19 protein-coding genes are annotated in these 18513 nt (G+C 71.6%); 13 read left to right on the forward strand and 6 right to left on the reverse strand.

Annotation, left to right across the window (positions count from 1 at the left end):
- Window positions 1-139 precede the first annotated feature (139 nt).
- Window positions 140-946, reverse strand: coding sequence for an SAM-dependent methyltransferase (locus ACIRRU_RS20470; RefSeq protein WP_403682430.1), 807 nt, complete (start codon window positions 944-946; stop codon window positions 140-142).
- Window positions 921-1790, reverse strand: a complete 870-nt coding sequence (locus tag ACIRRU_RS20475) for a helix-turn-helix domain-containing protein (RefSeq protein ID WP_403682432.1) — start codon at window positions 1788-1790, stop codon at window positions 921-923. The genes ACIRRU_RS20470 and ACIRRU_RS20475 overlap by 26 nt, the downstream gene beginning before the upstream one ends.
- Window positions 1791-1997: 207 nt before the next feature.
- Here ACIRRU_RS20475 and ACIRRU_RS20480 point away from each other — a divergent pair, with 207 nt between their 5' ends.
- On the forward strand, window positions 1998-2369 hold the full coding sequence (locus tag ACIRRU_RS20480; protein ID WP_403682435.1) for a hypothetical protein: 372 nt from the start codon (window positions 1998-2000) through the stop codon (window positions 2367-2369).
- Between the two features lie 179 nt (window positions 2370-2548).
- Window positions 2549-4192, forward strand: coding sequence for a GMC oxidoreductase (locus ACIRRU_RS20485; RefSeq protein WP_403682436.1), 1644 nt, complete (start codon window positions 2549-2551; stop codon window positions 4190-4192).
- Window positions 4193-4268: 76 nt separating this feature from the next.
- On the opposite strand, the gene ACIRRU_RS20490 is transcribed toward ACIRRU_RS20485, so the two are convergent.
- The 3 genes from ACIRRU_RS20490 to ACIRRU_RS20500 form a co-directional block, all read right to left on the reverse strand.
- A complete protein-coding gene (locus tag ACIRRU_RS20490) occupies window positions 4269-4748 on the reverse strand; it encodes a carboxymuconolactone decarboxylase family protein (protein WP_403682438.1) in 480 nt (159 codons plus the stop codon).
- A complete protein-coding gene (locus ACIRRU_RS20495; protein WP_403682439.1) occupies window positions 4745-5824 on the reverse strand; it encodes a dihydrodipicolinate reductase in 1080 nt (359 codons plus the stop codon). The genes ACIRRU_RS20490 and ACIRRU_RS20495 overlap by 4 nt, the downstream gene beginning before the upstream one ends.
- Window positions 5825-5945: 121 nt before the next feature.
- On the reverse strand, window positions 5946-8900 hold the full coding sequence (locus tag ACIRRU_RS20500) for a CARDB domain-containing protein (protein WP_403682442.1): 2955 nt from the start codon (window positions 8898-8900) through the stop codon (window positions 5946-5948).
- A gap of 471 nt (window positions 8901-9371) precedes the next feature.
- Between ACIRRU_RS20500 and ACIRRU_RS20505 the strand changes: the two genes are divergently transcribed.
- The 4 genes from ACIRRU_RS20505 to ACIRRU_RS20520 all read left to right on the forward strand — a co-directional run bounded on the left by ACIRRU_RS20505 (window position 9372) and on the right by ACIRRU_RS20520 (window position 12609).
- A complete protein-coding gene (locus tag ACIRRU_RS20505) occupies window positions 9372-11012 on the forward strand; it encodes an MFS transporter (protein ID WP_403682445.1) in 1641 nt (546 codons plus the stop codon).
- 3 nt (window positions 11013-11015) lie between these two features.
- Complete coding sequence (locus tag ACIRRU_RS20510; RefSeq protein ID WP_403682449.1) at window positions 11016-11471, forward strand: VOC family protein; 456 nt, start codon at window positions 11016-11018, stop codon at window positions 11469-11471.
- 97 nt (window positions 11472-11568) lie between these two features.
- Window positions 11569-11970, forward strand: a complete 402-nt coding sequence (locus ACIRRU_RS20515; RefSeq protein WP_403682452.1) for a DUF6221 family protein — start codon at window positions 11569-11571, stop codon at window positions 11968-11970.
- Window positions 11971-12405: 435 nt separating this feature from the next.
- Window positions 12406-12609, forward strand: coding sequence for a cold-shock protein (locus tag ACIRRU_RS20520; protein WP_363063445.1), 204 nt, complete (start codon window positions 12406-12408; stop codon window positions 12607-12609).
- Between the two features lie 140 nt (window positions 12610-12749).
- Here ACIRRU_RS20520 and ACIRRU_RS20525 read toward each other — a convergent pair whose 3' ends face one another.
- Window positions 12750-12998 carry a hypothetical protein gene (locus ACIRRU_RS20525; protein ID WP_403682455.1) on the reverse strand — a complete coding sequence of 83 codons (249 nt, stop codon included), beginning with the start codon at window positions 12996-12998 and terminating at the stop codon, window positions 12750-12752.
- 181 nt (window positions 12999-13179) lie between these two features.
- On the opposite strand from ACIRRU_RS20525, the gene ACIRRU_RS20530 reads away from it, so the two are divergent.
- From ACIRRU_RS20530 to ACIRRU_RS20560, 7 genes are all read left to right on the forward strand, one after another.
- Window positions 13180-13407: a DUF5133 domain-containing protein gene (locus tag ACIRRU_RS20530; RefSeq protein ID WP_363204012.1), complete on the forward strand. Its 228-nt coding sequence runs from the start codon at window positions 13180-13182 to the stop codon at window positions 13405-13407.
- 19 nt (window positions 13408-13426) lie between these two features.
- Window positions 13427-14518 carry a glutamate--cysteine ligase gene (locus ACIRRU_RS20535; RefSeq protein ID WP_403682457.1) on the forward strand — a complete coding sequence of 364 codons (1092 nt, stop codon included), beginning with the start codon at window positions 13427-13429 and terminating at the stop codon, window positions 14516-14518.
- Between the two features lie 170 nt (window positions 14519-14688).
- On the forward strand, window positions 14689-15252 hold the full coding sequence (locus tag ACIRRU_RS20540; protein ID WP_403682459.1) for a type 1 glutamine amidotransferase domain-containing protein: 564 nt from the start codon (window positions 14689-14691) through the stop codon (window positions 15250-15252).
- 291 nt (window positions 15253-15543) lie between these two features.
- Window positions 15544-16446 (forward strand): siderophore-interacting protein, encoded by a 903-nt coding sequence (locus ACIRRU_RS20545; RefSeq protein ID WP_403682461.1) that lies wholly within the window; start codon window positions 15544-15546, stop codon window positions 16444-16446.
- Window positions 16447-16854: 408 nt separating this feature from the next.
- Window positions 16855-17412: an FABP family protein gene (locus ACIRRU_RS20550; protein ID WP_403682463.1), complete on the forward strand. Its 558-nt coding sequence runs from the start codon at window positions 16855-16857 to the stop codon at window positions 17410-17412.
- Between the two features lie 85 nt (window positions 17413-17497).
- Window positions 17498-17926, forward strand: a complete 429-nt coding sequence (locus tag ACIRRU_RS20555) for a DUF4190 domain-containing protein (RefSeq protein ID WP_403682465.1) — start codon at window positions 17498-17500, stop codon at window positions 17924-17926.
- A gap of 28 nt (window positions 17927-17954) precedes the next feature.
- On the forward strand, window positions 17955-18341 hold the full coding sequence (locus ACIRRU_RS20560; protein WP_403682467.1) for a VOC family protein: 387 nt from the start codon (window positions 17955-17957) through the stop codon (window positions 18339-18341).
- The last annotated feature ends 172 nt before the right edge of the window (window positions 18342-18513 follow it).

Raw genomic sequence — 18513 nt, forward strand, 5'->3', positions numbered from 1 at the left:
CGCCGCGCCCCCGGGCGATCCGGGTGCGCGGCGCGGCGGTTGCGGACAGGGTCGAGGGGATGGCCCGTACCGGTCGGACCGGATCAGGGCGTGGCGCCGGACCTCGCGAGCCCGGTGCGGCCGGCGGGACGCATTCCCCCTACGGGACGCGGGCGACGGCGCCCCACCCGGCCCGCGCCGTGGTGGTGCCGGTGTTCGCGTCGGGCCGCCAGTTCGGCCAGGACACCATCCCCGGCTCGACCATCTCCAGCCCGTCGAAGAACGCGATCGTCGTCTCCGGCTCACGGAAGATGTAGGGGATCGCGCCCGAGGAGTTGTACTCGTCCTGCACCGCGCGGTGCGCCTCGTCGGATGCGGTGGAGTGCGAGAGCGAGAGGTAGCTGCCCGACGGCAACCGCTCCACCAGCCGTCGTACCAGGGATAGCGCGTCGTCCCAGTCCACGATGTGCCCGAGCACGTCCGAGATCACCAGGGCCACCGGCCGCGTCAGGTCCAGGGTCTCGGCGGCGCCCGCGAGGACGGTGTCGGTGTCCCGCATGTCCGCCTCGACGTACGCGGTCGCGCCTTCGGGGCTGGACGTCAGCAGGGCGTGGACGTGGAGCAGGACGAGGGGGTCGTGGTCGACGTAGACGATCCGCGACTCCGGCGCGATGCGCTGGGCCACCTCGTGGGTGTTGTTCGCCGTCGGCAGACCCGCGCCGACGTCCAGGAACTGCCGTATCCCGGCGTCCCGGGCGAGGTAGGTGACCGTGCGGCGCAGGAAGTCGCGGGACTCCTTCGCGAACGTCTCGATCAGCGGGTACTTGCCCCGGTACGCGTCGCCCGCGGCCCGGTCCGCGGGGAAGTTGTCCTTCCCGCCGAGCCAGTAGTTCCACACCCGGGCGCTGTGCGCGACGGACGTGTCGATCTGTGCGGGCAGTTCAGGCCCGTTCCCGGTCGTGCTCATCCTTCAGGATCTCCCTTGTTCGGGCCGGGCGTATCGCCATGACGCACGACATGTCCAGCATCGCTTGATATTCCTGTACGGCCGGATTGGTGTCCCAGACCTCCGCCGTCCCGGGCAGCCCGCCGCCGCGGACCACATGGTCCGCGATCTCCCGGATCTCCACCCGGTACAGACTGAGGGAGGGGATTCCGGTCAGCGGGTGCGGCGGCGCGCTCTCCGCGTGCAGTTGCACCGTCACATCCTGCCGTTCCGCCGCCTCCTGGAGCGCGTCGAGCTGATCGCGCATCACCTGGGGGCCGCCGACCCGGCAGCGCAGCGCGCTGACCGGCAGCACCGCCCAGACCCGCGTCTGCTGTTCGCGCAGCCGCTTCTGACGCTCCGCCAGCAGGTCCGCCCGCCGCGCCCGCGCTCCGGCGTCCAACTCCGGGCGCAGGGCCGCGTCCACGGCCATGGTGTAGGCCCGGGTCCGCAGCAGCAGTGGTACGAGCGCGGGGTCCCAGGTGCGGACGACGCTCGCGGCGGACTCCACGCTCATCAGGTCCATCAGCCACGGGTCCATCGCGTCCCGCCACGGATGCCACCAGCCGGGCATGTTGGCGCTGTTGAGCCGCCCCATGATGTCCTCGGCCTCCGTGGCGCCCGCCCCGTAGAGGCCGAGCAGCGCGGACACCTGCCCGACGTCGAGCGAGGTCTGGGCCTGTTCCAGCCGCCGCAGCGTCGTCGGATGCCAGCCGAGCCGCTTGGCGACCTGCGGTACGGACAGGCCAGCGCCTTCCCGCAGATGCCGCAGACGCGCCACCAGGACCAGGTGTTGCGCCGTCCGGCCCGACCGCTCCCGCGCCACGTGGTGCCCCCTCCCGCTCCGGCTCGAACTATTCGACACTCCGCGCAGCCTGAGCGCAATGCATACAGCGCACCTTGCGACGACCGCACGTCGCTTCCATGGTGAGTATCTCCGATGCCCCCACCGGCGCCCCGAGTACCCGCACCCCCGGCGAACACCACCGCACCCGACGGCGATTCCGCACCACCGCACCCTGGAGCCCACCCCGTGACCCACCCGAATCCGCTGTCCGCGGTCCCCTCCCGGAGGCCGTCCGCCGCCCGCCCGCTCGACCTCCGAGTCCGTGCTCAGCGAGTCCAGATCGACGAACTCATCGTCGACGACCCGCACGCCGTCCTCGCCCACGCCGAACGCGCCGCCCTCGACGCCCCGGACACCGCGGCCCTGCTCGGGCACGACGCCGACACCCCCCTTAGCCTCCCGGCCGCCGCCGCGCTGCTCTGCGCTCTCCACGAGCCCCACGAACTCCCCGCCATGGGGCTGCGTTTCACCCGGCACACCACCCACGTCACCGCGCACAACCAGCAGACGGAGCCGGTCTCCCTGGAGCTCTCCCACGCCCCCGAACAGGGGCGTTGACCCGCCCCGCGCGGTGGACACCCAGCTCTCGCGGCGGTGACGGCGACGCCGGCCGCCGCTCCCGGCATGTCCGGCGCCGCGCCGTCGCGTGCACCGGAAGTTACCCCCAGGTTTCTCGTGACTTACCACACAATTGACAGTAGAACCTGTTTCACTCTGTCGAGAGTGAGGTACGTCACATGGCTGACCTTGCCATGCACAAGAGCGGGGCCAAGGGTGTCTCGCGCCGAAAATTCATCACAAGAACAGGTTCTCTTCTTGGTGCCGCGGCGATCGCCGGGCACACCACGTCGGCCTGGGCGGACGTCCGCCCGGCGGCGGCGCCGATCGGCTCGGGGGCACGCGTATCGGCGCTCGTCATCGGCACCGGATACGGCGGATCGGTCGCCGCGCTCCGGCTCGCCGAGGCCGGCGTCGACGTCCACATGATCGAGATGGGCATGGCCTGGGACACCCCGGGCGCGGACGGCAAGATCTTCGCCAACACCACCCGGCCCGACGACCGCTCCTTCTGGCTGCGGACCCGGACCAAACAGCCGCTGAGCAACTTCCTCGGCTTCCCCATCGACAAGAACGTCAACCGCTACACCGGCATCCTCGACGCCGAGGAGTTCAGCGGCATCACGGTCTACCAGGGCCGGGGCGTCGGCGGAGGGTCGCTGGTCAACGGCGGCATGGCCGTCACCCCCAGGCGGGAGCACTTCGCCTCCGTCCTCCCCACGGTGAACGCCGCGGAGATGTACGCCACCTACTACCCGCGCGCCAACAGCGCGCTGGGCGTCACCACCATCGACCCCGCCTGGTTCGACACCGTCGACTGCTACCAGTACGGGCGGGTCGGCCGGAAGCACGCCCGGCGCTCCGGCTTCCCGTTCCTCTTCGTACCGGCCGTGTACGACTGGGACTACATGGAGCAGGAGGCGGCCGGGACCGTACCGAGTTCCGCCCTCGACGGGGAGATCCTCTACGGCAACAACCACGGCAAGAAGTCGCTCCAGAAGACCTACATCCAGCGCATCAGAGCCACCGGGCGGGTCACCATCTCCCCGCTCCACCAGGTCACCTCGGTCGCTCCGGCCCCCGGCGGCGGCTACACCGTGCTCATCGACCAGCTGGACACCGGCGGCCGGACCACGGTCACCAAGTCCGTCACCGCGGACAAGGTCTTCTTCGCCGCGGGCAGCGTGGGCACCTCCAAGCTGCTGGTCGCCCTCCGGGCCACCGGCGCACTGCCCCTCCTCAGCAACGAGGTCGGCAACGGCTGGGGCGACAACGGCAACGTCATGTGCGGCCGCGCCAACCACCTGTGGGACCCCACCGGGAAGGTCCAGGCCTCCATCCCCACCGGCGGTATCGACAACTGGGACGCGGGCGGCGCCTTCGTCGAGATCGCCCCGCTGCCCACCGGCATCGAGACGTACGCCTCGTTCTACCTGTCCATCACCAGGAACCCGCACCGCGCCCGGTTCAGCTGGAACGCGGTGGCGGGCCGGGCCGAACTGGACTGGCGGACGGACTGGAAGCAGCCGTCCATCGACGCGGCGAAGACCATCTTCGACAAGATCAACCGCAAGGAGGGAACGATCTACCGCACGGACCTGTTCGGCACCTACAAGATCTGGGGCGACCACCTCACCTACCACCCGCTGGGCGGCGCGGTCCTGGACAAGGCCACGGACAACCACGGCCGCCTGCACGGCTACCCGGGCCTGTACGTCATCGACGGCGCGCTCATCCCCGGCAACACCAGCGTGAACCCCTTCGTCACCATCACCGCGCTGGCCGAACGCAACATCGAGCGGATCATCGCCACCGACCTGTAGCGGACGCGGCGGGCGAAGAGCCCGGGGCCGGGAGTGCCAACCCGGCGGCCCCGGACTCCGTCAGTGACCGGCTCCCTCAGTGACCTGGCAGAGCGCACACCGCGTCGATCCCCAGCACGTGGTTGAGCCGCCCGAAGGCCAGCCACGAGCCGATGCTCATGCTCAGCTCCACGATCTCCGCCTGGCTGTAGTGCGCCGCCATCCGCGCCCAGAAGGCCTCGTCCAGACCGTGGTGGTCCAGCGTGTACCGCTCGGCGTACTCGGCCGCGAGCCGGGTCCGCTCGTCGAAGGCCTCGGTCGTACGCCACCGCGTCACCGCTTCGGCGAACTCCTCCTCGACCTTCGCCCCGTCCCGCTCGGTCCGCCAGTCCAGGCAGAACAGACAGCCGTTGAGCTGGGCGACCCGCAGCCGGGCGGCCTCGAACTCCCGCAGCCCGAGCGTCGTGTGCTCGTAGACGGACATCGAGAAGGCGGCCGCGGCCCTGCCGATGCCGGGGACCATCTCCCCCCACACGTAGCCGATGGGCTCCTGGCCCTCCGGGACGTCGATGATCATGCCGGTCTCCTCCCCAGCCTGCCGACCGCGGGCCGCAGCGGGACGTCGAGTGCGTCGTACAGCCCGGGTTCCGCCTCCACCAGCCAGTCGATGGCCGTGACGAGCCGGCCCACCGCGGTGGCGTTCCCGCCCGCCGACCGGTTCTCGCCCTCGTCGGACGCCTCGACCGTCACCTCGATCCGGGGGCGGCCCTCGATCACCACCCGGTGCGCGCCCACCCCGTCGGGCGGGGAGGGCCAGTCCGGGGCGCAGGAGGCGTGGATACGCGTGATGTGCTCGATCACGATGCGCGGCTCACCGCCGACGATGCCCTGCACCTCGAACCGTACGGCCCCCTGGGTGCCCGCGGCGAAGTCGCCCATCGTGCGGGTGGTCACCGTCTTCTTGAGCGCCCGCCGGTCCAGCGTCTCGCGGATCTCGTCGAGTTCGACGTCCAGGGCCCGTGCCATCAGACGGATCTGGCCGCCCCACGCCATGGTGGGGACACCCTCCGCCAGCATCAGCGGCTGGTAGTCCAGCGGGTGCCCCATGCCGATCAGATGGCGGACCGACTCCTCCTGCTCATAGGTGGAGTAGTCGAAGATTTCCTGGCAGCGGATGACGTCCACCTCGGTGCCCAGCCCGCTGACCAGCAGCGGCAGCACGTCGTTGCCCCAGCCGGGGTCGACACCGGAGACGAACAGGGAGCCGCCGCCCTCCGCGACCGCGGCCAGGAGGGGGTCGCGCAGTTCGGGAGGGGCGTTGCGCTGGTCGTAGAGCGGATAGAGGGAGGGCGTGACGACCACCGCTCCCGCCCGGATCGCCCTGCCGATGTCGGCGAGGGCGTCGTCGGGGCGGATGTCGCCGGACGCCGCGTAGACCACCGCCCCCGGCCGGGCGGCCAGGACGGCGGTGATGTCGTCGCTCGCCGCCACCCCGAGCGGGCCTCCCAGCCCGGCCAGTTCACCCGCGTCGCGGCCCGCCTTGGCGGGGTTGTGGACGAGGACGGCGGTGAGCGCCAGCGCCGGATGGGCCGCGACCGCGCGGATCGCCGCGCGGCCGACGTTGCCGGTACCCCAGACAACCGTGGGAATCATGCGCGGAGGGTAGCCCCGGGGTCATGGACTTCCCAGAGGCATCACCTCACCAATTCGCCTCGGATACACGGGTGTTCCCGGGCCGACGGCGAACCGCCGGCCCGGGAACCGGTCGCGGGGTCTACCGCCGCGCCTGTACACCGCTCGGGCTGCCGGTGATCGTGAACTGCGAGCCGGGCTCGATCAGCACATGGCCGTCGCGCGAGTTGGTGATGCTCACGCCGGTGAGCGTCGCGTTGCCGCGTGCGCCGCCCATGGCGAGGATGCCGGAGCCGTTGTTGGACTTGTCGATCCGGACGTTCGTGATCTTCACGTCGGGCATGAGACCGCCACCCGTCTTGAACTGGATGCCGTCGTAGGTCGAGTCGAGGATGTCGGTGTCGCGGATGGTCACCCCGGGGATGGGCAGGTTCTGCGGGAACAGGGTGATCGCGCCGAACTCCTGGTCCTCGTTCCAGAATGCCCCGCCGGTGCGGTGCAGCGCGTTGTTCGCGATCAGCGTCTGACCGGAGAACGGCAGCGGGTCGTGGTCGGTCGCCAGCATGATCCCCGGGTAGTTCATGGTGTCGGCGATGATGTTGTTCTCGATGCGGTTGCCGTAACCCCCGTAGACCGCGATGCCGTTGGCCCGCCACGGCAGCTGGATGGTGTTGTTGCGGAAGCTGTTGTCGTGGCCGATGTCGACGGACTGGTCCTTGACGTACTTGCTGGACCAGACCGCGAGGGCGTCGTCACCGGTGTTGCGGAAGGAGGAGTTGTACACCGTCGAGTTGCGGGTGCCGTTGGCGAAGTTGATGCCGTCGGCGTAGGTGTTGCGGATACGCATCCCGGTGAACTCGACGCCGTCGCCCGGATTCCACAGGGCCTGGATGTTGTCGTAGTCCCGGCCCGCCCAGACGCCGACGTTGGCGTGCTCGATCCACACGTCGCTGATCTTGGTGCCCTTGCCGAAGCGGCCGTTGAGCGCGACGCCGCCCTCGTGGTTGCCGTCGCCGCCCCGGATGGTGCCGGAGCCGAAGATGGCGATGCCGGAGATCTGCGTGTTGTGGTCGATGTCGAAGCCGAAGTTGCCCTCGTGCGGGTGGTTGATGCCGCCCGCCTCGTGCGGCGGGGTGAGCGTGTAGAGCTGGGAGTGCCACATGCCCGCGCCCCGCACCGTGACGTCCCGGATGCCCACCTGGTTCCACTGACCCCGGTCCAGCGGGTCGTCGGTGAGGATCTTCTGCTCCTGGCGCCACTGGCCCGCCGGGATCCAGACACAGTCGATGGCGCCTTCCTGATTGGCCGTCACCGCGCGCTGGATGGCCGCCGTGTCGTCGATCCCGTCGTTGGGGACCGCGCCGTACGTCGTGATGGAGACGCAGCCCGCGGGCTGCGCGGAGGGCGGCGCGACCTGCTCCAGATCGATCAGGTCGATGATGTGGAAGGCGGCGTTGTCGCTCGCGTCCCGCTGGAGGCGGAACTTCGTGCCCGCCGGGTAGCTCCGCGCGAGCAGGGCGTGGGACTCGTCGAAGAGCCGCCGCGCGTCGCCACCGGGGGTGTTGGTGAGCCCTTCGGGGCTGTCGGTGCTGCCGTAGAGCCAGCTGTGCTTGGAGGACAGGTCGAGCTTGCGGACGAACGTCCCGTCCGCGTACAGGCTGATGGTCGCCTCGCGTCCGCCGCCGCCCGGGGCGTCCGGGACGGAGTTGCGCACCACGATCGAGTTCGACGCCGAGGTCGAGGTGAACTCCACGTAGTCGCCCGTGGTGTTGAGCCGTACCGACTCCCGGCCCGAGGACTCGGTGGCGAAGTTGGTGTGGCCGAAGGTGCGTTCGGCGTCCGCCTTCAGCAGGGTGCCGCGATAGGCGGCGGCCTCCGCTTCCAGCTCCGTGTACGGTACGGCGGCGCCACGCCCCACCACGATGGAGCGGGCGAAGCTGTTGTTGTTCTCGTTGGTCTCGGCGACCAGCCCCGTGGCGTCCGCGGTGGCGGTCAGCGTGGCTCCGCCGCTCGCCGCCGTCCAGCTGCCGCCGATCGTGACGTTGGCGGTCGCGCCCGCCGCGATGGCCGGGGCGGTGCCGTTCAGCGTGGTCGACCCCACGGTCAGCCGGGTGACGGTGCCCGCGCTCACCGGGCTGGTGCCGCGGTTGTGCACCGCGACGGTGAAGGTGACCGCCGCGCCGACGGCCGGGTTGGCCGGGCTGGAGGTGATGGAGCGGACCTCCAGATCCGGTCCGGGGCTCTGCCCGACCACCAGCGGGGTCGCGGTGGTGCGGCTGTTGTTGGTGTCGTCGGTCTCGATGACCGTGTCGGTGGGGTCCACGAGCGCCGAGACGGGGTAGGACCCCTGCGGCCGCTTGCCGGCCTTCACCGAGAACGGGGCCGACGCCCCGGCCGCCAGCGCGCCGACCGGGGCGGTGCCCACGACCGTGCCGCCCAGGCTGACGTTGACGGTCGTCGCGGGCGAGGCGGCCGAGCCGCTGTTGCGTACGGTGCCCCCGACGGTGATGTCGTCCTTCTCGGACGGGGACGAGGGGCTCCAGGACAGGGCGCTCACGGTCAGGTCGGGGTTGGGCGCCGGGGTCCCGAGGACCTGGATCTCGGCGACCTGGGCGCCGGGAGCGCCGGTGTTGGCGGAGAACTGGAGACGCAGGTCCGCGACCCGGCCCTCCACCGGGATGGTCACGGTGTTGCGGTTGGCGGCCGGGTCGAAGACGTAACCGGCGCGGGCGCGCAGTGAGGTGAACGCGGTGCCGCCCTGGGTCCGGCCGAGCACCTGGATGTCCTGGGTCCGGGTCGCCCAGACGGGGTCCGGGTTGAGCTTGACCACCACGGAACTGAGGTCCGCGTCGGCGCCGAGCGGCACCGTCAGGGTGGCGGGGAGGCCGTTGGACTCCCAGTAGCTGGTGATGGCTCCGTCATTGGCACCCGCGGCGGGGAAGCCGCCGTGCGACCCGCTGACGGTGACGGTCCTGCCGCGCGCCAGATCGGTGGGCTCGGCCGCGCCCGCGGCGGCCGGGGGCAGGAGCCCGACGGAGACCAGCCCGGCTATCAGCAGGCCGGTGATCGATCGTGCGATGCGTCTTTTCCCTCTCATGGTGTCCTCTGCTCGCGTGGGGTGGCTGGACATTTGAGTGTGCAAGTCAATTTTTTGCGTTCAGCGGTTCATAGATTTCTGGCAGGTTTCTGATTTGTCAACGGTCCTCGCAGGATCCCGTTCGCGTCCGTGAGAATCTGACGCAAGGTCACAAGGCTGGAACGGCAAGCTTGTTCAGACCACGCCCGAGACCGGGTCGTCATGTCCGGGGCGGACGAGGGCAGCGGTTCGCCTCTCGGTCACCGGACGTCCCACCGGGCCGTGCCCGCTTCCGCACGGCGGTCCGCGCCCTCCGCCCGAGTCCCCTCTCCGAGGGGCCCCGCGGAGAGGGGCGAGTGATCGATTGGCGGGTCCCCGGGTTCCGTCATAACGTCGATCGGGTGAACGCCCGCGTTCACCGTTCACCCGACCGGTGGAGACCATCCGACGCCCTCGCGGCGCACTGGCCCCGGCACGAGAGGCGGCCCTCGTATGACGGGCTCCCGACCGACACCCGCGCACCCCGCGACGACCTCCGGAACGAACCGGGGCAGCGCCATGGCGCTGCTGGTCATCGCCTCGTGCCAGCTGATGGTGGTGCTCGACATCACCATCGTGAACATCGCGCTTCCGCACATGCAGAAGGACCTCGGCTTCTCCACCGAGAACCTCTCCTGGGTGGTCAACGCCTACACGCTGACCTTCGGGGGCCTGCTGCTCCTCGGCGGACGCCTCGGCGACATCCTCGGCCGCCGCAGGGTCTTCATCTTCGGTGTGCTGCTCTTCGTCTTCGCCTCGCTGCTCGGCGGACTGTCCCAGGAGTCCTGGCAACTCCTGGCGTCCCGCTCCCTCCAGGGCGTCGGCGGCGCGATCGCCTCGCCCACCGCCCTGTCGCTGATCACCACCACCTTCCGAGAGGGCCCCGACCGCAACCGCGCCTTCGGGGTGTTCGCCGCGGTCTCGGCGGGCGGCAGCGCGATCGGCCTGCTGGCGGGCGGCATGCTCGTGGAGTGGCTCGACTGGCGCTGGGTGCTGTTCGTCAACGTCCCCATCGGGCTGCTCATCGCCGTCGCCACGCCCCGCTACATCCCCGAGTCCGAACGACGCCCCGGCCACTTCGACGTCGCGGGCGCCCTGACCTCCACGGCGGGGATGGTCCTGCTCGTCTACGGCTTCATCCGGGCCTCCGAGGACGGCTGGAGCGACGGGCTGACGCTCGGCTCCTTCGCCGCCGCCGTGGTCTGCCTGGCCGCCTTCATCACCATCGAACGCGGCTCCCGGCAGCCCATCACCCCCCTGTGGATGTTCCGCGACCGCAACCGCGCCGGGGTCTACGGCATGATGCTCAGCCTGGCCGCGGCGATGTTCGGGATGTTCTTCTTCCTGACCCTCTTCGTGCAGAACGTCCTCGACTTCACCCCGCTGCGGGCCGGTCTCGCCTTCCTGCCGGTGAGCGCCGTCATCGCGGTCAGCGCGGGCATCGCTTCCCAGCTGCTGCCGAAATGGGGGCCCAAACCCTTCATGGTGACCGGCGCGCTGCTCGCGGCCCTCGGCCTCGGCTGGCTCACCCAAACAGATGTCCACAGCAGCTATCTCGGCTCCATCCTCGGCCCGATGCTGGTCTTCGGCTTCGGGATGGGCATGCAGTTCGTGTCGCTGACCCTGATGGCCGTCTCGGGCGTCGCCCCCAGGGAGGCGGGCGCCGCGTCCGGCATCCTCAACGCCACCCAGCAGGTCGGCGGGTCCCTCGGCCTGTCGATCCTGGTGACGATGTTCGGCACAGCCAGCCGTCATGAGGCCACCGATCAGGTGCCGCGATTCCTTCGGGAGGCCACCCCGGCCCAGCGGCTGGAGTTCAGCAGGACCGGTGAACTGCCCGCACCCTGGGGCGATCAGGTTCTCAGCTCGGGCGTGTCCAGCGCCTTCGTCGTCGCGGCCTGCTTCGCCGTCGTCGCGGCCCTGATCGCCCTGCTGGTCATCCAGGTCCGGCCCACGGACCTGGCCCGCCTCCAGGGCGGCGCCGTCCCGGTCGCCGGTGGCGGGGACGACGCCGGGGGACAGGATGCCGAGGAGGACGGGCAGCCCGTTCGCGGGTCCGCCCAGGATCCCGGCCGACCTGCGAAAGGGAGCTGAACCATGGACTGGACCCTCGAAGTGATCGTGCTTCCCGTCACCGACGTCGACCGGGCCCGCGACTTCTACCGGGACAAGCTCGGCTTCCACGTCGACATCGACGCGGAGGTGATGCCCGGCGCCCGCGTCGTGCAGCTCACCCCGCGCGGCTCCGGCTGCTCGATCGCCCTCACCGACGGCGTACCCAACCCGACGGGCACCCCGCAGCCGGGCACGTACCACGGGCTCCAGCTGTGCGTGACCGACATCGACGCCGCCTACGCCGAACTCGTCGGCCGGGGCGTCGAGGTGTCCGAACCCCAGCGCTACACCGACGAGGACGGCGCGACCTTCATGTACTTCACCGACCCGGACGGCAACGGCTGGGCGGTGCAGGAATACCGCCGCCGGACGACCGAACCCCTGCACCGGCTCCTCGCCGGCCAGGCGGCGAGCGGCGGTGGCGACACGGCGGGGTGAACCGGCCGGAGGCGGATCGTCCCGCGTGCCGGTCATCCATCAGAATGCTCCCCGTATCGAGTGCGGAGATCCGGCAGCGCGAGGGAGCATCATCACGATGGGCAACGGCAACGCAGACATGGTGGCCTTTGTCCGGGCCCGCCTGGCCGACGAGGAGCAAGTGGCCCTGGGTGCCGGAGGGGACCGGTGGCGGTGCCCGGCCGACGTGCCGGGCGAGGTCCACGACCGCACCGGCGGGGTGGCGTTCACCGTGCGGGGCCGGGGCTTCGACCAGCACATCGCCCTCCAGAACCCCGCGCGGGTCCTGGAGCGCATCGAGACGAACCGGGTGCTGCTCGGTGAGTACGTCGAGGTGGCCGGCCTGGACACCGACCGCCCCGCCGACGACTTCCCCTCCGGCCGCGCGGTGGGCCTCGGCTTCGCCGTACGGCAACTGGCCGCCGAGTACGCGGGGCACCCCGACTACCAGGCACGGTGGCTGCCCCGGTTCATCCAGTAGCACCCAGGGAGCCGTCGCCCCCGGCGGACTGCCCTTCCGTTCGTGCGCCCGCACGGTGGGCAACCTGCCCGGGGAAGCAGCTCATTACCGACGGGGTGAACCGGATGCGGAAGGGGTTCGTCCCCGTCGCCGAGCGGGAGCGGTGGGACGAGCGACTGAGCGGGCCGGTCCGCGAACGCCTCGCCCGCTTCCCCGTCGAGGACGGGATGTGACCGCGGGGGTGCGGCCCGGTGACGGTGACACTGATCGTCAGCGAAATGGCGTTGCTCTCTGGTGAGGAGTCATTCCGCCGTGTAGCGTCGCCGTCAGATGTCGTGGTTCGCAGTACCTGCCCGCGCCTGGCGCGGGCGTTTTGCTGTGCAGTGCCTGAGAACCAGGGCGATCACCTCCGGGTCCGCGCGGTGCGGATCCGTTTACCGCATGAGAGGTACAGGCATGGCCAGCGGAACCGTGAAGTGGTTCAACTCCGAAAAGGGCTTCGGCTTCATCGCGCAGGACGGCGGCGGCCCCGACGTCTTCGCCCACTACTCCAACATCAACTCCTCCGGCTTCCGTGAGCTTCAGGAAGGCCAGGCGGTGACCTTCGACATCACCCAGGGCCAGAAGGGCCCGCAGGCGGAGAACATCACCGCCGCCTGATCCCGACGGTCCGTCCCTCGGCCCCGGAGCGCGACGCTCTCCGGGGCCGAGGGCGTTTTCGGACCGGCCGAGCCCGGTGGGTGCGGGGCACACCGGCGTACGCGGGGAGCCCGGCACACCCCAGGAGCTCGGGACAGGCCCTAGCCGGGTGACTCGTGCGGGGCCGGATGGCTCTCGGGGTGGGCGCCCGCGTTGAGCGGCGCGCCGCGGCCCGAGCCCGCCTCGTCCGGGTCCGGCTCGTCGGCCTCACGGGCCACCCGGTCCGGCACCGGTATGTCCAGCGGATCCTCCCCGTCCCGGGCCTGCTGGTCCGGCATGTCCGCCGGTACCGGCGGCTTGCTTCCGGAAGCTCCGGTGTAGGCGGTGCCTTCCGGCCTGCGGTCGGTCATGAGAACTCCTTCACATACGGCCCGGTGTGACTGGTTACGCCACGCTGAGTACCCGCTGCCGCCCGAACCAGTCTTCCGCCCCGGGCCGCGCACCGAGGGGTGTGGACCGCCCGGGTGCGGGTACTCGGCGCGGTGCCCCGGGCGCCGCCCGTCGCCTCCACGCCTGCCGGAAGGACCTCGCATGCTGATGGCTCACCCCACCGTGCTGCGCAACCTGCTCGACCAGTACGAGACGCTCCGTGTCCTGCACGCGGACAGCGGAAGCCACGAGGCCCGGCAGCGCATGGACGACATCGCCTACACGCTGTGCGTGTCGACGGGCACGAGGGACGTGGAGAGCGCGCTGGTCATGGCCCGGCACCGGCTCCCGGGCGCGCGGCCCGAGGACGACTCTGTCCTGTCCGCCTGACCGCCGGGGAGAGACCGCCATGCCGCGCACCGTCGGTGTCGAGGAAGAACTGCTGCTGGTCGACGCCGCGAGCGGGGAACCGCGCGCCCTGTCCTCCGCCGTACTGGCCATAGCCGAGAAGCACGCCGAGGGAGAATCCGCCTTCGAGCCCGAACTGCACAGTCAGCAAGTGGAGTTCGCCACGCACCCGTGCGCCACCATGGATGAGGTCGCCGAGTCGGTCCGCCGCTGGCGCACCGAGGCCCTGCGGCACGCCGCCGACGCCGGGACCTCCGTCGCCGCCCTGGCGACCTCCCCCCTGCCGGTCAGCCCCACGATCGGCATGGGGGAGCGGTACCAGTGGATGGCCGAGCACTTCGGGCTGACCGCCCAGGAGCAGCTGACCTGCGGCTGCCACATCCATGTGTCGGTGGAGTCGGACGAGGAGGGTGTCGCCGTCCTCGACCGGGTCCGTGGCTGGCTCCCGGTGCTGCTGGCCCTCAGCGGCAACTCGCCCTTCTGGCAGGGCCAGGACAGCAAGTACGCCAGCTACCGCAGCCGGGTGTGGGGCCGCTGGCCGTCGGCCGGGCCCGTGGACGTGCTCGGCAGCGCCGAGCGGTACCAGGCGCAGGTGAAGGAGCTCGTCAGCACCGGGGTGCTGCGGGACGAGGGGATGGTCTACTTCGACGCGCGCCTCTCGCACCGCTACCCCACAGTGGAGGTCAGGGTCGCCGACGTCTGTCTGGACCCGGCCGACACGGTGCTGCTGGCAACGCTCGTCCGGGGCCTGGTGGAGACGGCGGCCCGGCAGTGGCGGGCCGGGGAACCGGCCCCCGACACCAGCACGGCCCTGTTGCGCGTCGCGTCCTGGCAGGCGGCGAGGGCGGGGCTCGGGGACCGGCTCGTCCACCCCCGTACCCTGCGCCCGGAACCCGCCCGCGACGTACTGCGGGACCTGCTGGACCACGTGCGGGACGCCTTGGAGGACGCCGGAGACCTGGCGGACGCGCAGAAGGCTCTCGCTCTCGTGGAGCGGCGGGGGAACGGTGCCCAGGTCCAGCGCGAGATCCTGGCGCGCACCGGAAGCCTGCGGGACACCGTGGCGGAGTGCGTGCGCATCACGGCGGGCTGACGCCCCGCACCAGCGGCGGACGGCAGGCGGCCCGGGCGAAAGGCCGGAAGAGCCGGAGGAGCAAGGGCGGCAGAGGAACAGGAAGAGCAGATGAACGGGAGGGGCGCAGGCACCGGAGAACCCGAAGACATACCCGTATCCACAGAGGCATCCGAGGAGAGGAGCAGTCCATGACCACCACCGAGCTGGACGGCCGCAGGATTCTGGCCGTCGTCACCAACTACGGCGTCGAGCAGGACGAACTGACCGTCCCCGTGAACCACCTGCGCGAGCGCGGGGCGCGGGTCGACGTGGCGGCGGTCTCCGACGACGAGATCCGCACCCTCGTCGGCGACCGCGATCCCGGCGAGAGCGTGCGGCCCGACCTCACCCTCGCGGACGTCGACCCCGCCGCGTACGACCTCCTGCTCATCCCCGGCGGCACGCTGAACGCCGACTCGCTGCGGCTGGAGGAGGCCACGACCCGCATCGTCAGCTCGTTCGCCGCCTCCGGCAGGCCGGTGGCCGCGATCTGCCACGGTCCGTGGGCGCTCGTGGAGGGCGGCTACGTCCGGGGCAAGACGCTGACCTCGTACCCCTCGCTGCGCACCGACCTCACCAACGCGGGCGGCACCTGGGTGGACCAGTCGGTGGTCCGTGACGACGCTTCCGGCTGGCCGCTGATCACCTCCCGGAACCCGGGCGACCTGGAGGACTTCGTCCGCCAGATCGACAAGGCGCTCACCGAGGCCTGACCGGTACCCCGTACGCGGGCGGGACACGGGAGCACCGACCCGGTCCGGGGCACCCGCGACGACCGAACCGACGCCGCCTTCGCGACCATGAGCCGCGAGGGCGGCGTCCGGCGTGACGTCCCCGGACCGGTCCGGTCCCGGCCGGTGCGCGGTTGATGCGTTCTGGGAACCCAGGGGGAGCGCGGTCTCGTAGCGCCGCCACGGAGAGGTTAGGCTGACCTAAGTCCGTGCGGCGCTCCTGTCGGCGGGCGAGGCGATCCGGCCGACCACGCGTTCGAAGGGGCAGTGTCCATGACGATCCACCGAGCCGTCGTCGCCCGGGTGCGGCCGCTCTCCGCGAGCATGGTCCGCGTCACCTTCCACGGGGACGGCCTGGCGGGCTTCCGGACCACCGGCACCGGCGACGAGTACGTGCGGATCTTCCTGCCGCACGGCCCCGACCGGACCGACGTCTCGCTGCCCCGGACGACCGACAAGGGTGGCTGGGAGACCCCGGAGGGACAGCCCGTCGCCCCGATGCGCACCTACACGATCCGGGCGGTCCGCCCCGAGGCGGGCGAGGTCGACATCGACTTCGTGCTGCACGAGGGCGGGATCGCCGCCACCTGGGCCGCCGAGGCGGGGCCCGGGGACGTGGTCGGCCTCAACGACCCGACCGGGCTCTACAGTCCGCCCGCCGATCTCTCCTGGCAGGTGCTGGTCGCCGACCAGACGGCCCTGCCCGCCGCCGCCCGGTTGCTGGAGAGCGCCCCCGCGGGCGTCCGGACCCGGGTGGTCATCGAGGTGCCCGACCCGTCGGCCGTGGTGCCGCTGCCCGAGCTGCCCGGCTCCAAGGTGACCTGGACCTACGGCGGGAACGGCCACGGACCGAGTCGCATCGCCGAGCTGGTGGCCGCCGCGGTGCCGCCCGGCACGGACCTGGCGGGCGGCTACGTCTGGGTCGCCGGACAGACCAACGCGCTGCGGACCGTGCGCCGTTACCTCCGCCGCGAGCTGGGCCTCCCGGCGGACCGCTTCAAGGTCGTCGGCTACTGGATACCCGGCTCCGACACCTGGAGCGAGCGGTACGAGGCGCTGCCGGACTCCGTCCGGGCCGAGCTGGAGGCCCTCTGGGAGGACCCGGTCGACGGGCAGGGAGCGCAGGAGGACCTCACCATCCGCTACGAGGCCCGGCTCAGCGAATTCGGGCTGTGACCCCGGACGGCGCGGCCTCGCAGGCCGGTTGACGTAGGCGCCGCCCAGGGCTGGCGCACGTGCGGGGGGAGTGCCCCGGCCCGGGGACGGGGGAGTACGTCGAAGCGGTCACCGTCCTGTCCCTGGCCGCAGGCGACTACCGTGACCCGGGCGACCCGCTGTCCGCGGGCCACGCCCTGTCGAGGCCGGGAGAGTCCGGGCGGCGACAGGAGCGTTCAGGGCCGCCGCCGTCTCCCGCGCCGACGAGCCCGCCGCGTACGGCGCGGCGGGTTACCAGGAGGGAGCGGCGGGCACCGAACGGAGCCTCCTCCCCTGCCTCCTTCAGGCGGAGGGTCCGGCCGGACGGCTCCTCGGCCCGCGTCACCGGTGACACCGACCGCCGCCCGCCGAACCAGGAGCGCACACCCCATGCACGACCCCGACCCTCGCCTCCCCTTCCCCGACGCCACCGGCCCCGACGGCTCCCCGGCCCCGCATCCCCTGCTCGCCCCCGTCCTCGGATACCTCGGGACCTGGACGGGCCGGGGGAGCGGCGGCTATCCGACCCTGGACGAGGAGTTCACCTACGCCCAGGAGGTCACCTTCAGCCACGACGGGCGTCCTTTCCTCGCGTACGAGGCGCGGGCCTGGCTGATCGGTCCGGACGGGCAGCCCGTGCGGCCGTCCGCCCGGGAGAGCGGATGGTGGCGGTTGCAGCCGGAGGGGCGGGTGGAGGCGCTGATCACCCAGCCCACCGGCATCGCGGAGCTCTGCACCGGCCACGCCCACGACGGGGCGGTCGACCTGACCACCCACCAGGTCGCCCTCGCCCCCACCGCCAAGCCGGTCGACGCCACCCGCCGCCGCTACGCCCTCACCGAGGGGGGCCATCTCAGCTTCGTCCACGATCTCGCCGCGGTCGGACAGCCGCTCCGGCACCACCTGTCGGCGGAGCTCCGCAGGGCGGCGGCCGGCCTTCGCGTTTAGTTGTCCGAGCGTGACCTTGAGGGCGCATGGCGTCCGGAGCGGCGGGCAGACGCACGGGACCCAGGAGAACAGGAGCGCCCACCAGATGTCCCTTCCCTCGTACCCGGACCCCTCGTACTCCGGCCCGCCTTCCCCCGGGCCGGACCCCTACAACGACCAAGGGCCCGCCCCCAAGAACGGTCTTGCGCTCGCCGCCCTCATCCTCGGTCTCCTCGCCTGCGTGTTCTTCTGGACCGTCGCCGGAGGGCTGCTCTTCGGCCTGCTCGCCGTCGTCTTCGGGATCATCGGCGCACTCCGCGCCCGACAGGGCCGCGCCCCGCGCAAGGTGATGGCGATCATCGGCGGCGTGCTGGGGGCGCTCGGGCTCATCGCTTCCGTGGTCCTCCTGGTGTGGGTGGTCAACGTGCTCGACTCCCAGGAGTTCAAGGACTACGAGCGGTGCGTGGACCGCTCCAGCGGGCAGGCGGCGGAGGACCGCTGCACCGACGACCTCATCGACGAGCTGACCAACTGACCGACGGCGCACGGCGTACGCTCGGGGCATGGTGCACGTACTGGGCAGCAGGATTCTGCTCCGCCCCACCGACCCCGAGCGTTCGCGCGCCTTCTACGGCCAGGCCCTGGGCCTCGCCGTCCACCGCGAGTTCGGCACCGGGCCCGAGCGCGGCACGGTGTACTTCCTGGGCGGCGGATTCCTGGAGCTCTCCGGGCGCGGCGAGGACTCGCCGTCCCCTCACCTACGGCTCTGGCTCCAGGTCGAGGATGCCGAGGCCGCCCACGAGGAGGTGCGGGCGAAGGGCGTCGAGGTGCTGCGGCCGCCCCTGCGGGAACCCTGGGGGCTGATCGAGATGTGGATCGCCGACCCCGACGGGGTGCGGATCGCCGTGGTCGAGGTTCCGGCGGACCACCCGCTGCGCCACCGCCCCTGAACCGCCGCGCCTTGGCCGACGCCCCGTCGAACCGCCCGGGGGACGGCCCGGACCGGACCTGTGTGCGCCGTGTCACCGGTTGCGGCACCTGCCAGGTGTTTGCCACGGTGTCCCTGGGCAGGAGGCCGATGATCGCCGGGCTTCGCCGCCCGGTGCACGGTCCGCACGGAAC

The sequence above is a fragment of the Streptomyces sp. NPDC101181 genome (genome assembly GCF_044767975.1).
Classification (GTDB): Bacteria; Actinomycetota; Actinomycetes; order Streptomycetales; family Streptomycetaceae; genus Streptomyces.